At 72.3% G+C, this 13,058-nt stretch carries 9 protein-coding genes and 1 tRNA gene; 6 read left to right on the forward strand and 4 right to left on the reverse strand.

Annotated features, from left to right (window positions below; all coding sequences use genetic code 11):
• Positions 1–38: 38 nt before the first annotated feature.
• Positions 39–935, reverse strand: coding sequence for a formate/nitrite transporter family protein (locus ABEA87_RS29270; protein WP_345635049.1), 897 nt, complete (start codon positions 933–935; stop codon positions 39–41).
• A gap of 236 nt (positions 936–1,171) precedes the next feature.
• Here ABEA87_RS29270 and fdh point away from each other — a divergent pair, with 236 nt between their 5' ends.
• From fdh to nrfD, 3 genes are read left to right on the forward strand one after another with little or no spacing between them, the layout of a single operon-like run.
• Positions 1,172–4,447, forward strand: coding sequence for a formate dehydrogenase (gene fdh, locus ABEA87_RS29275; RefSeq protein ID WP_345635051.1), 3,276 nt, complete (start codon positions 1,172–1,174; stop codon positions 4,445–4,447).
• An 8-nt stretch (positions 4,448–4,455) separates the two neighbouring features.
• Complete coding sequence (locus ABEA87_RS29280; protein ID WP_345635053.1) at positions 4,456–5,505, forward strand: 4Fe-4S dicluster domain-containing protein; 1,050 nt, start codon at positions 4,456–4,458, stop codon at positions 5,503–5,505.
• Positions 5,502–6,506 carry an NrfD/PsrC family molybdoenzyme membrane anchor subunit gene (gene nrfD, locus ABEA87_RS29285; protein WP_425570975.1) on the forward strand — a complete coding sequence of 335 codons (1,005 nt, stop codon included), beginning with the start codon at positions 5,502–5,504 and terminating at the stop codon, positions 6,504–6,506. The genes ABEA87_RS29280 and nrfD overlap by 4 nt, the downstream gene beginning before the upstream one ends.
• A 53-nt stretch (positions 6,507–6,559) precedes the next feature.
• On the opposite strand, the gene selB is transcribed toward nrfD, so the two are convergent.
• The 3 genes from selB to ABEA87_RS29300 all read right to left on the reverse strand — a co-directional run bounded on the left by selB (position 6,560) and on the right by ABEA87_RS29300 (position 9,800).
• Positions 6,560–8,377: a selenocysteine-specific translation elongation factor gene (gene selB / locus ABEA87_RS29290; RefSeq protein ID WP_345635153.1), complete on the reverse strand. Its 1,818-nt coding sequence runs from the start codon at positions 8,375–8,377 to the stop codon at positions 6,560–6,562.
• Positions 8,368–9,675, reverse strand: a complete 1,308-nt coding sequence (gene selA / locus ABEA87_RS29295) for an L-seryl-tRNA(Sec) selenium transferase (protein ID WP_345635055.1) — start codon at positions 9,673–9,675, stop codon at positions 8,368–8,370. The genes selB and selA overlap by 10 nt, the downstream gene beginning before the upstream one ends.
• Positions 9,676–9,707: 32 nt before the next feature.
• A tRNA-Sec gene (locus ABEA87_RS29300) sits at positions 9,708–9,800 on the reverse strand.
• A 69-nt stretch (positions 9,801–9,869) separates the two neighbouring features.
• On the opposite strand from ABEA87_RS29300, the gene selD reads away from it, so the two are divergent.
• The 3 genes from selD (at position 9,870) to ABEA87_RS29315 (ending at position 13,043) form a co-directional block, all read left to right on the forward strand.
• Positions 9,870–10,868: a selenide, water dikinase SelD gene (selD, locus tag ABEA87_RS29305; protein WP_345635154.1), complete on the forward strand. Its 999-nt coding sequence runs from the start codon at positions 9,870–9,872 to the stop codon at positions 10,866–10,868.
• Positions 10,869–11,020: 152 nt separating this feature from the next.
• A complete protein-coding gene (locus ABEA87_RS29310; protein ID WP_345635056.1) occupies positions 11,021–11,821 on the forward strand; it encodes an SAM-dependent methyltransferase in 801 nt (266 codons plus the stop codon).
• 145 nt (positions 11,822–11,966) lie between these two features.
• A complete protein-coding gene (locus ABEA87_RS29315) occupies positions 11,967–13,043 on the forward strand; it encodes an NYN domain-containing protein (RefSeq protein ID WP_345635058.1) in 1,077 nt (358 codons plus the stop codon).
• Positions 13,044–13,058: the final 15 nt, after the last annotated feature.

A 13,058-nucleotide genomic window follows, 5' to 3' on the forward strand; every position in this document is an offset into this window, starting at 1 on the left:
GCGTCGTTGAGCGTGGGTGTCGGTGAGCCGACCGGCGGTCAGCGGGGGCCCGCCGCTTCCTGACCGCCCTTGCTGCGCGGATCTGGGGTCGGCGTCTCCTGGATGCCGTCCGGCGACATCGGTCGCGCCTGGCCGCGTAGGTAGATGAACCAGTAGAAGCAGGCTACGAAGAACGCGCCGCCCACCAGGTTCCCGGCGAAGGCGAGGCCGAGGTTGCGCACGAGATTCACGAAGCTGATCCCGCCGACCCCCGCGAACATCGCGGCCGGTATGAAGAACATGTTGGCGACCACGTGGTCGAAGCCCATCGCGACGAACGCCATGATGGGGAAGAAGATGGCGAGGATCTTCCCGGCGATGTCCTCCGCGGCGTACGCCATCCAGACGGCGAGGCAGACCAGCCAGTTGCAGCCGATGGCGCGCAGGAAGATGGCCACGCTGGTTTCGGTCACCGCCTTGCCCTTGGCGACGGTGGCCAGTTTGGCGAAGGTCAGTGCGCCCGCGGAGCCCGCCGCCGAGTGCGCGTCGCCGATGACGCCGGTCTTCACGGCGAGCAGGTACGCCACCAGCAGCGAGCCGACGAGGTTGCCGGCGGTCACCAGTACCACGCTCATCAGGGCCCGCCCGGCCGACGCCCGGCCCGAGGTCAGTGCCAGCGGCAGCAGCGCCATGTTGCCGGTGATCAGTTCGGAGCCGGCGATGATGACGAGGATCAGACCCGTCGCGAAGACCGCGCCGAGGAACAGGGTGGACAGGTTGCCCCAGATACTGACCGGCATACCCGCGGTGACGACGACGGCAACCAACCCGGCGAAGGCGATGTAGGCGCCGGCCAGGATCCCACCGGCGAACATCCGGTCGGGACTGAGCTTCGTCTTGGCGACACCGGCGTTCACCGCCGCCGTCGCGATCTGATCGGGTGTCTTGAAGGCCATGGTTTCCCTCGGGTTCTGACGCTGCTGGCGATATGGACCGGCTGGTAGCTCCGGTGGGCGCTCACCCGGTTCTGGTAGTCCCGATCCGGCTGATGCCCATAAGCGGAACGGTGAAACACGTTCATGTCGGGAGGGGAGGCGCGGCAACGCCCCGGGCGCGCTGACGGCCCGCTCAACTGGAGGAGATACCGGGGATCGCTTCTTTGGGTGGTATGCGACGTGGTACGCATTGATTTATGGGCGTGCGCACCTGGCTCCGGGAGTGGCCGGTCTACCGGCAGCTGACCGGGACCGACCCGTTGGGTCGCGGGGCCGCCGCCATGTCGCCGCGCTCGGCGCAGCTCGCCGCGCGCACCGGGACGGCCGACTCGATGGCCCGTTCCGTCTGCCCGTTCTGTGCCGTGGGCTGCGGTCAGCGCGTGTATGTCAAGGATGGGCGGGTCAGCCAGATCGAGGGCGACCCGGACAGCCCCATCTCGCGTGGCCGGCTGTGCCCGAAGGGCTCGGCGAGCAAGAACCTGGTGACCAGCGAACTGCGGCAGACGAAGGTCCGTTACCGCCGTCCCTACAGCACAGACTGGGAGGACCTCGAACTCGAGACGGCGATGGACATGATCGCCGACCGGATCATCGCGGCGCGGGGAGCGACCTGGGAGGACGTCGACGACGAGGGCCGGCCGCTGCACCGCACCCTCGGCATCTCCAGCCTGGGCGGGGCGACGCTGGACAACGAGGAGAACTACCTCATCAAGAAGTTGTTCACCGCCCTGGGCGCGCTGCAGATCGAGAACCAGGCGCGTATTTGACACTCCTCCACCGTTCCCGGTCTGGGAACCAGTTTCGGTCGGGGTGGCGCCACCACCTTCCAGCAGGACATGGCCAACGCCGACTGCATCATCATCCAGGGCTCCAACATGGCCGAGGCGCACCCGGTGGGGTTCCAGTGGGTCATGGAGGCGAAGCTACGCGGGGCGCGGGTCATCCACGTCGACCCGCGGTTCACCCGTACCAGCGCCCTGGCCGACACGTACGTGCCGATCCGCGCCGGCAGCGACATCGCGTTCCTGGGCGGGATCGTCCGCTACATCCTGGAGAACGAGCTGGATTTCCGGGAGTACGTGCTGGCCTACACCAACGCGTCCACCATTGTCAGCGAGGATTTCCGCGACACCGAGGACCTCGACGGCCTGTTCTCCGGCTACGACCCGACGACCGGCACCTACAACCCTCGTAGCTGGCAGTACGCGGGGCAGGAGGGCGACGGCGCCAGGTTCGACACCACGGCCGAGCGGGAGACCGCCGGGGCGCTTCAGCACGAGTCGCACGGGAAGCCGGTGCGCGCCCTGTCCGGACGTGACGAGACGTTGCAGCATCCCCGCTGCGTCTACCAGATCCTCAAGCGGCACTATGCGCGCTACACCCCGGAGATGGTCGCGCGGACCTGCGGCGTGCCGGTGGAGATGTTCGAGGACGTGGCCCGCGCGTGGACGCAGAATTCCGGCCGGGAGCGCACTTCGGCGCTGATCTACTCGGTCGGCTGGACGCAGCACAGCGTCGGCGTGCAGTACATCCGCACCGGCGCGATCATTCAACTCCTGCTGGGCAACATGGGGCGGCCGGGCGGCGGGATCCTGGCGCTGCGGGGCCACGCGAGCATCCAGGGGTCCACCGACGTCCCGACGCTGTTCAACCTGCTGCCCGGGTACCTGCCGATGCCGCAGGTGAAGCACACCACCTTCGATGAGTGGATAGGGGGCATCCGGCACCCCACGCAGAAGGGGTTCTGGGGCAACGCGAGCGCGTACGGCGTCAGCCTGCTCAAGGCGTACTGGGGCGACGCGGCCACGCCCGACAACGACTTCTGCTACGACTACCTGCCCCGGATGACCGGCGACCACGGCACCTACCGGCAGGTGCTCAACATGATCGACGGCAAGATTAAGGGGTACTTCCTGCTCGGGCAGAACCCCGCCGTCGGCTCGGCGCACGGTAGGGCGCAGCGGCTGGGCATGGCCAACCTCGACTGGCTGGTCGTCCGCGACCTGTTCATGATCGAGAGCGCCACGTTCTGGAAGCGCGGCCCGGAGGTCGAGTCGGGCGAGATCACGCCCGAGGAGTGCCGCACCGAGGTGTTCTTCCTGCCGGCCGCGTCCCACGTGGAGAAGGAGGGCACGTTCACCCAGACCCAACGGATGCTGCAGTGGCGTGAGAAGGCCCTCGACCCGCCGGGCGACTGCCGCTCCGAGCTGTGGTTCTTCTACCACCTGGGCCGCATCATCCGGCGGAAGCTGGCCGCCTCGAAACTACCGCGCGACCGCGCCGTGCTCGACCTGGCGTGGGATTACCCCATGCACGGGCCGCAGGACGAGCCGAGCGCCGAGGCGGTGCTGTTCGAAATCAACGGGTACGACGTCGCCACCCGGCGCCCGCTGTCCACCTTCAACCAGCTGCGCGACGACGGCTCGACCGTGGGCGGCTGCTGGATCTACTGCGGCGTCTACGCGGACGGCGTCAACCAGGCGGCGCGGCGCAAGCCCGGCCGGGAGCAGAGCTGGGTGGCGCCCGAGTGGGGCTGGGCGTGGCCGGCCAACCGCCGCATCATGTACAACCGCGCCTCCGCCGACCCCGAGGGGCGGCCGTGGAGCGAGCGCAAGGCGTACGTGTGGTGGGACGCCGAGAAGGGCGAGTGGACCGGCGTCGACGTGCCCGACTTCGAAAAGAACAAGCCGCCGTCGTACCGGCCGCCGCCGGAGGCGACGGGTGTCGAGGCGCTCGCCGGTGACGACCCGTTCATCCTGCAGGGCGACGGGAAGGGCTGGCTGTACGTGCCCGTCGGCCTGATCGATGGGCCGATGCCCACGCACTACGAGCCGGTCGAGTCACCCGTGCGCAACCCGCTGTACGGCCAGCAGGCCAACCCCACCCGCAAGACGTACCAGCGGCCCGACAACCCGACCAACCCGAGCCCACCCGAGCCGCACAGCGACGTCTTCCCGTACGTGTTCAGCGTCAGCCGGCTCACCGAGCACCACACCGCCGGCGGCATGAGCCGCACGGTCAAGTACCTGGCCGAACTGCAACCGGAGATGTTCGTCGAGGTATCGCCGGAACTCGCGGCCGAGCGCGGCCTGACCCACCTGGACTTCGCGCACGTGATAACCGCCCGGGCCGCGATCGAGGCGCGCGTGCTGGTCACCGACCGGCTCACCCCGTTGGTGGTCGAGGACCGCGTGATCCACCAGATCTGGCTGCCCTACCACTGGGGCGGCGAGGGCCTGGCCACCGGCGACTCGGCCAACGACCTGTTCGGCATCACCCTCGACCCCAACGTGCTGATCCAGGAGAGCAAGGTCGGAACCTGCGACATCAGGCCGGGCCGGCGGCCGACCGGCCCGGAGCTGGCGGACTACGTGGCCGAGTACCGCCGCCTGGCGGGGCTCACCGGCGACCACTACCCGCCGATTATCACCACGGACGCGCTGGATCGGGAGCATCATAGCGATGGTGGGTGAGAGCAGCGATGGTGGGTGAAAACAGCCTCTACGGCCCGCTCGACCCGGCGCTCGACGCCGGGTACGCGGACGCCCCCGCCCGGATGGGATTCTTCACCGACACGAGCATCTGCATCGGCTGCAAGGCGTGCGAGGTGGCGTGCAAGGAGTGGAACCTCGTCCCCGACCACGGGCTGTCCCTGCTGGGCATGTCGTTCGACAACACCGGGGCGCTGACCGCGAACTCGTGGCGGCATGTGGCCTTCATTGAGCAGCCGATCCCGGCCGGGCAGCGGCAGTCGCCGCCCTTCCGCGACACGCCGACCGGCCCGTCGAGCGAACCGGCGACCGCGGCCCTCGCAGCGACCACCGCCATCGACACCGGCACCATTCCCGGCGCGGATCCCGGCGGGGAACCCGAGTCCGCGGCGCGGATGGCCGCTGGACCCGCGATGCTGGGCATGCCCACGTCCGGGCTGCCCGGTAGGCAACAGGGGCGGGAGGACCGCAAGGACCTGCGCTGGCTGATGATGTCCGACGTCTGCAAGCACTGCACCCACGCCGCCTGCCTCGACGTCTGCCCGACCGGGGCGCTGTTCCGCACCGAGTTCGGCACCGTCGTGGTGCAGCAGGACATCTGCAACGGCTGCGGGTACTGCATCCCGGCGTGCCCGTACGGCGTGATCGACCAGCGCAAGGGCGACGGCCGGGCGTGGAAGTGCACGCTGTGCTACGACCGGATCGGCGACGGCCTCACCCCGGCCTGTGCCCAGGCGTGCCCCACCCAGTCCATCCAGTACGGCCCGCTCGACGAACTGCGTGAGCGCGCCGAGGGCCGGGTGGCCGACCTGCGGGCGGCGGGCCAGACGACCGCGCGGCTGTACGGGCACGACCCGAACGACGGTGTCGGCGGTGACGGCGCCTTCTTCCTGCTCCTGGACGAGCCCGAGGTGTACGGCCTGCCGCCGGACCCGGTGGTGACCACGCGGGACCTGCCGGACATGTGGAAGCGGGCCGGGTTTGCCGCGCTCACCATGCTCGCCGCGGCCGCGGTGGCCTTCGTCGGGCGGTCGGCGTGACCGCCGAGGCAACCAACGCCGCAACCCCGGAAGCCGCCGGGGCGCGGCCCGACGTGGCGGACAGGGGACTGCGCTCCTACTACGGCCGGCCGATCCTCAAGGCGCCGGTGTGGCGGCACGACATCCCGGCCTACCTCTTCACCGGCGGCCTCGCGGCCGGCTCGTCGATCCTCGCCGCCGGCGCCGACCTGACCGGACGGCCGGCCATGCGCCGCGCGACCCGGTTGGCCTCCCTGGCCGCCGTCGGCGCCAGCACGTACTTCCTGATTCACGACCTCGGGCGCCCGAAGCGCTTCCACCACATGCTGCGGGTGGCCAAGCCGACCTCGCCGATGTCGGTGGGCACCTGGATCCTGGCTGTGTTCGGCCCGGCCGCGGGGCTGGCCGCGGTGGCCGAGGCGGCGCCGTTGCTGCCCCGGCACGGCGTGCTCGGGCTGGCCGGTCGCGCGCTGCCGGTCGCCGGTACGGCCTCGGGCTACCTGGCCGCCGGGGTGGCGCCGGCGCTCGCCACCTACACGGCCGTACTGCTCGCCGACACCGCCGTGCCGTCCTGGCACGAGGCGTACCCGCAACTGCCGTTCGTGTTCGCGGGCAGCGCACTGGCCAGCGCCTCCGGGGTGGGCCTGCTCGCGGCGCCGCTGTCACAGAGCGGTCCCGCCCGCCGGCTCGCCGTGATCGGCGCCGCGATGGAGGTGGCCGCGTCGCACCGAATCGAGACCGGGATGGGTCTGGTCAGCGAGCCCTACACGCAGGGGCGTGCCGGGCGCCGGCTGCGGGCCGCGCGCGCCCTCAGCGTGGCCGGTGCGGCGGGAGCCGTGCTCGGCCGGCGCAACCGGCTCGTCTCCGCGCTGTCCGGTGCCGCGCTGATCGCCGCGGCGGCGCTGACCCGCTTCGGCATCTTCGACGGCGGAGTGGCCTCGGCGAAGGATCCTAAATACACGGTGACGCCGCAGCGTCAACGCCTGGAGCAAGCGGCAGCCGGTGACCATTCGCCGACCTAGCGCTGGCATAGAGGCGCCCTGACACGGCCGGGACGACAGCGGGAACCCGGGACTCACCCGGCGACGCGGCGTGCGGCGGCCCCCTGAGGCGGGCCGCCGCGCGCCGCGTCGGGACCGAGCCCGATGCTCCGGCGGCCGTCGGGCAGGCGCTGCGTGCAGCCGCGGCGGTCCAGCAGTTCCAGCAGCGGCACGGCGACCCGTCGGGTGGTGCCCAGCGCCTGCCGGGCGTCGCTGAGCGTGAACGGTTGCGGCAGGCGAGCAAGTACCGTCATCGCCTCCCGCGGCGCGTTCGGCAGCAGCACGATGCCCTCCGCGATGGGCAGCAGGGCATCGGCGCGCACCGCTGCGGCCAACTCGCGCGGCCCCAGGCCGAGCGCGGCGAGCCGACTCGCGTCCGGGGCGCGGAAGGGCTCCTTGGCGAGATCCGCACGGACCCGCTCCACCGCCTGAGCCACCGGCAACGGCAGCGCGCCGTCCCGGTCGGCGGCCTCGACCCGGCCGTCGCGGGCGGCCAGCGGCGGCGAGACGAGCGCGTCGATCAGCACGCGGTCGGGCAGCCCCAGCGCGTGCCGCAGCGCCTCGACCGGCGCGCCGGCCTCGAGCGGATGTGCCCGGGCGTGGCGGGCGACCTCCTCGGCGAGGCGCTCGCGCAGCGCGGCCCAGTGCTCCGGATCGGCCAGCCAGTCCGCGACCACCGGAGCGGCGGACACGGCGATCCCCATCCGCTCGAGGTCTCCCCGGCGGGCCAGCCCCCGCCGGCGTAGCTCGTCGCGCTCGGACGGCATCCCGTCCATAGTGGACAGTACGGCGGCGCGGGCGGAGGCCGAACCCCGCCGGCGCAGCGGGGGCGGGGCCACGTCGAGGACCGCCGCCGCGGCGGCCACGTGACGGCGGCCCGGATCGCGCAGCAGCGCGCGGTCGCCGACCCGCAGGGGCAGAGCCGCCACCAACCGGAGCCGGGCGGTGTCCGCGCCCAGGGGCCGTACCCGCGCGGTGACCGCGGCCGAGCCGAGGTGGAGAGTGACCTCGGGCGGCAGCGCGGACACCGGATCGCCGGACACCCGCACGTCCACGAGGTCGGTCAGGTGGAACCGGCCCGGCGTGACCAGCGCGTCCCCCCGGCGTACGTCGGCCCGGTCGACGCCGCGCAGGTTGACCGCGACCCGGGCGACGGCGGCCACCTCCGTCGCCGGTGCGCCGAGCGCCTGCAGGCCCCGTACCCGCACCGGCCGGCCGGTGCCGGCGAGTTCCAGCGCGTCTCCGGGGCGCAACCGGCCGGCGCCGAGCGTACCGGTGACCACCGTTCCGCTGCCCCGGATGGTGAACGATCGGTCGACCCACAGCCGTACCGGCGCCGACAGGTCGGGCGTCGGCAGCCGCGCGACCAGCCGGCGCAGGGCCGCCCGCAGGTCGTCCAGGCCGGTGCCGGTGGCCGCGCTGACCGCGACGGTCTCCACCGCCCGCAGGGAGGTCGCGGCGAGCCGGTCCCGCGCCTGCGCCGCCGCCATCGCCGGGTCGAGCAGGTCGCAGCGCGTGACCACCAGCAGCCCGTGCCCCACCCCGAGGGCGTCGAGCGCGGCGAGGTGCTCGGCCGACTGCGGCATCCAGCCCTCGTCGGCCGCCACCACGAACAGCGCCGCCGGCACCGGCCCGACGCCGGCCAGCATGTTGGGTACGAACCGCTCGTGGCCCGGCACGTCCACGAAGGCGACCTCCTCGCCCGAGGCGAGGGTGGTCCAGGCGAAGCCGAGGTCGATGGTCATGCCGCGCCGCCGCTCCTCGGCCCACCGGTCGGGCTCCATCCCGGTCAGCGCCCGGATCAGCGTGGACTTGCCATGATCGACGTGACCGGCGGTCGCGATCACGTGCACGTGGCCGCCCGCCTCACCGCGCAAGCCAGCGCGGTGTCCAGCTCGGGCGGTACGCATCGCAGGTCGAGCAGTAACCGGCCACGCTCGACGCGGCCCACCACCGGAGGATCTCCGGCGCGCAGCGGGGCGCTCAGGCGCTCGGGCAGCGACAGCGCCCAGGATTCGAGTTCGAGCCCCGGCGCACCGCCGCCGCCCACCACGGCCACCGAGGGGACGACCCGCGCGTCGGAGTCACCCAGTACGTGGGTGCCGCCCAGTACCCGGCACAACTCCTTCACCCGCACCCGCAGGTCGGCCGGGTCGGCGCGCAGGGCGGCCCAGGTGGGGGAGTGTGGTCCCCGCAGCGTGGCCTCGAGAGCGGCGAGGGTGAGCTTGTCGACCCGCAGCGCGCGGGCCAGGGGGTGCCGGCGCAGCCGCTCCACCAGCTCGGCGTCGCCGAGCAGGAGACCGGCCTGCGGGCCGCCGAGCAGCTTGTCGCCGCTGGCTGTGACCAGCGCCGCCCCGGCCCGCAGCGCCGAGGTGGCGTCCGGCTCGTCGGGCAGCAGTGGGTCGGCGGCCAGCAGGCCGGAGCCGATGTCCACGATCACCGGCGCGCCCAGCGTGGCCAGCTCGGCGACCTCGACGGCCGCGGTGAAGCCGCGGATGACGAAGTTGGACGGATGAACCTTGAGCACGAAGCCGGTACCGGGGCCGACTGCCGCCGCGTAGTCGGCCAGCGAGGTCCGGTTGGTCGTGCCGACCTCGCGTAGCCGGGCGCCGGTCGAGGACAGCAGGTCCGGCAGCCGGAACCCGTCTCCGATCTCCACCAGCTCGCCCCGGCTGACGACGATCTCGCGGCCGGCGGCCAGCGCCGTGGCGGCGAGGACGAGCGCCGCCGCGCCGTTGTTGACGACCTGCACGGCCGCCGCCCCGGGTACGGCAGCGGCCAGCGCCTCCAGCGTGCCGCGCCCGCGGCGGGCCCGCCGGCCGGTGGCGAGGTCCAGCTCGACGTCGGTGTGCCCGGCGGCCGAGACCAGCGCGTCCACCGCGGCCGGGGACAGCGCCGCGCGGCCGAGGTTGGTGTGCAGCACGACGCCGGTAGCGTTGATCACGCTACGTAGGCTCGTGGGCCCCTTCGACAGGGCGGCCAGCGCGGCGTCCGTGACGTCCTCCGGCCTGATCTCGCCCTGGCGGGCCCGCTCCTGGGCGGCGTTGATCACCGCCTTCACCCGCGTCCGGCCCAGCGTCTCGGCGGCCGTGGCCAGCCGCGCGTCGGCGAGGACGGTATCGGTGCGCGGTACGCGCCGGCGCGAGTCCACCCTGACCTCCCCGGGTGCTGCTATGCCGTTTGCGGAGGCGGACGGGAATCGAACCCGCCTGACCCGGATGCCGGGTCACATCGGTTTTGAAGACCGTGGAGGGCACCAGCCACCCGAACGCCTCCGCAAGCACCCTACCCTCACGGACCGTCCGATTAGGTAACATCTGGTGCGTGGGGGATGTTACCGACATTATGACCCGGCCTCGGCTGACCCAGTACGCGCACGGCGGCGGCTGCGCCTGCAAGATCCCGCCCGGCGAACTGGAGGCGATGGTCGCCGGCCTCGTCGGTGATCGACCGCCGGACGGCCTCGGCGAACTGCTCGTCGGGCTGGACGGCGGGGACGACGCCGCCGCCGTGCGCATCGCGGACGGCACCGCGATCCTGACCACCGCCGACTTCTTCACGCCCGTGGTCGACGACGCCTACGACTGGGGACGCATCGCCGCCGCCAACGCGCTCTCCGACGTGTACGCCATGGGCGGCACGCCGCTGGTGGCGGTCAACCTCCTCGCGTGGCCCCGGGAGGTGTTGCCGCTCGACCTCGCGGCCCAGGTACTGCGCGGTGGCCTCGACGTGGCGCGGGAGGCGGGCTGCCACCTCGGCGGCGGGCACAGCGTCGACGACCCGGAGCCCAAGTACGGCATGGCGGTGACCGGCCTCGCCGATCCGCGACGGCTGCTGCGCAACGACGCCGGCCGTCCGGGCCTGCCGCTGACCCTCACCAAGCCGCTCGGCATCGGCGTACTGAACAGCCGGCACAAGGCGACCGGCGAGCAGTTCCCGCAGGCGGTCGATGCGATGACCACGCTCAACCGGGACGCGGGCGCCGCCGCGCTGCTGGCCGGAGCCACCTGTGCCACCGACGTGACCGGCTTCGGGCTGCTCGGCCACCTGCACAAGCTGGCGCGCGCCAGCGGCGTGACGGCCGTCCTCGACGCGGCCGCCGTGCCGTACCTCGACGCGGCCCGTGACGCCCTGGCCGCCGGGTACGTCAGCGGCGGCACCCGGCGCAACCTGGACTGGGTACGGCCCTGGCTGGACGCAGGCCCGGCCGGCGAGGGTGAGCTGTTACTGCTGGCCGACGCGCAGACCTCCGGCGGGCTCCTGGTCGCCGGTGAGGTCCCCGGGTACCCGGTCGTCGGCGAGCTGATCCCGCCGAGGGACGGCCTCACCCTCCTCGTGCGCTGACCCGCGAAGTGCGCTGACCCGCGAAGTGGGCTGACCCGCGAAGTGCGCTGACCCCGTCGTGCGCTGACCCCGGCCGGGGCCATCGAATGTCCTTTGTGGAGTCCTCCTCGGTCATCACCTACGATGGCGGCATCCGAGCGGAGGAGATGGCGATGAGTGACGGTCTGGACACCGAGGTCGCGCATCCGGCCAGGCGGTACAACTACTGGCTCGGCGGCAAGGACAACTTCGCCGCGGACCGGGAGTCCGGGGACCTGCTGGCGAAGTCCTACCCCGCGGCCCGGACCGCGGCCCGCGCCAACCGCGCCTTCCTCCAGCGCGCCGTGCGCTACCTCGCCGCCGAGGTGGGCATCCGCCAGTTCCTGGACATCGGCACCGGGCTGCCGACCGCCGACAACACCCACGAGGTCGCGCAGCGCATCCTCCCGGACAGCCGGGTGGTGTATGTGGACAACGACCCGATGGTGATGACGCACGCCCGAGCCCTGCTGCACAGCACGCCGCAGGGGCGCACCCGGTACCTTGAGCAGGACCTGCGCAACCCGGAACGGATTCTGTCCCATCCGGATCTGGTGGACACCGTCGACCTCGACCAGCCGGTCGCCCTCATGCTGGTAGCGATCGTGCACTTCCTGCCCGACCAGGCGACCGCGCGTGACATCGTGGCGACCCTACTGGGGGCACTGCCGTCCGGCAGCTACCTGACCATGTCCTGCGCCACCAAGGACTTCCTCACCCCGGAACTGGCGGCCAACTGGGATGCCACGCTGCGCAACGGCCAGTCCGACGTGTACCCGCGGGAGCGGGCCGAGTTCGCCGAGTTCTTCTCCGGGCTCGATCTGCTCGAACCCGGCATCGTCCCGGTCAGCGAGTGGCGGCCCGACCCGGACGCCACCGAGCGCCCCGCGCCGCTGGAGGCGTCGATCTTCGGCGCGGTCGGCAGGAAGCCCTGACCGGGACGCGAGGCTCTGACCGGGACGCGAGGCTCTGACCGGGACGCGAGCCCGGATCGAGACGTGAGCCCGGATCGAGACGCGCGGCGGCCGGTCGCCGCCGAAGTCACCGGCTCGGGCCGGCACCGGGCGTACGCTGTCGTGCGTGGATCAAGAAGATCGGATCGCCCTGTTCCTCGACTACGAGAACCTCGCGCTCGGTGCGCGCGAGCACCTGGGCGGGATGGCGTTCGATCTCCGGCCGATCGCCGACGCGCTGGCCGAGCGCGGGCGGGTGGTGGTGCGCCGGGCATACGCCGACTGGTCCTACTTTGACGAGGACCGTCGCATGCTCACCCGCTCGCACGTGGAGCTCATCGAGATGCCCCAGCGCATGGGGGCCTCGCGCAAGAACGCAGCCGACATCAAGATGGCCGTCGACGCCGTGGAGTTGGCCTTCGAACGCGGGTACATCTCCACGTTCGTGATCTGCACCGGCGACAGCGACTTCACTCCGCTGGTGCAGAAGCTCCGCGAGCTCAACAAGCGCGTCATCGGCGTGGGGGTCGAAAAGTCCACCTCGGCCCTGCTTCCGCCCGCGTGCGACGAGTTTCTCTACTACGACCGGCTGGAGGGGGTCGACACCCCGCCGGCGCGTGGCCGGCGCGGACGCCCGGCACGGGTGCCCGGCCCCGAGTCGCCGCAGCCGGAGCTGGAACCGGAGGTACAACCGGCGGGCGAGGAGCCGGTACACGACGTGGACGCGCTCGTCGGACTCGTGGCGCAGACCGTGGCCGGTCTGCAGGGCAGTTCCAGCGGTGCGGTGACCGCCTCGACGTTGAAGCGCACCCTGCTGCGCAAGGACGCGACCTTCAGCGAGTCCGACTACGGCTTCCGCACCTTCGGAGAGCTCCTGCGACACCTCGCCGAACGCAACGTGGTCGAGCTGGCCGAGGGCCCCGCCAAGGGCGACCCGGAGGTGTCGCTGCCCGAGCACGGCGACCGGGAGGTGGCGTTCGGACTCCTGCGCGCCGTGGTCGGGGACCTGACCGGCAGCGAGGGCACGGTGGCGCTGTCCGGCCTGAAGAACCAGCTCCGGCGGGTACGGCCCGACTTCAGCGAGAAGAAACTCGGCTACCGCAGTTTCCTGCAGTTCTGCAAGGCGGCCGCCACCAGCGGCGCGGTCGAACTCCGGTGGAGCCCCGAGGCCGACGACTATCTGCTCACCACCCAGGCGTCGTAACGAGAAAGCCGCGGC

Source organism: Rugosimonospora acidiphila, from assembly GCF_039543385.1.
Lineage (GTDB): Bacteria > Actinomycetota > Actinomycetes > Mycobacteriales > Micromonosporaceae > Rugosimonospora > Rugosimonospora acidiphila.

Coding starts and splice junctions, on each gene's coding strand:
- selD (WP_345635154.1), top strand. CDS start 9,870: ATGACCCGGCCTCGGCTGACCCAGTACGCGCACGGCGGCGGCTGCGCC.
- ABEA87_RS29280 (WP_345635053.1), top strand. CDS start 4,456: ATGGTGGGTGAAAACAGCCTCTACGGCCCGCTCGACCCGGCGCTCGAC.
- ABEA87_RS29310 (WP_345635056.1), top strand. CDS start 11,021: ATGAGTGACGGTCTGGACACCGAGGTCGCGCATCCGGCCAGGCGGTAC.
- ABEA87_RS29270 (WP_345635049.1), bottom strand. CDS start 935: ATGGCCTTCAAGACACCCGATCAGATCGCGACGGCGGCGGTGAACGCC.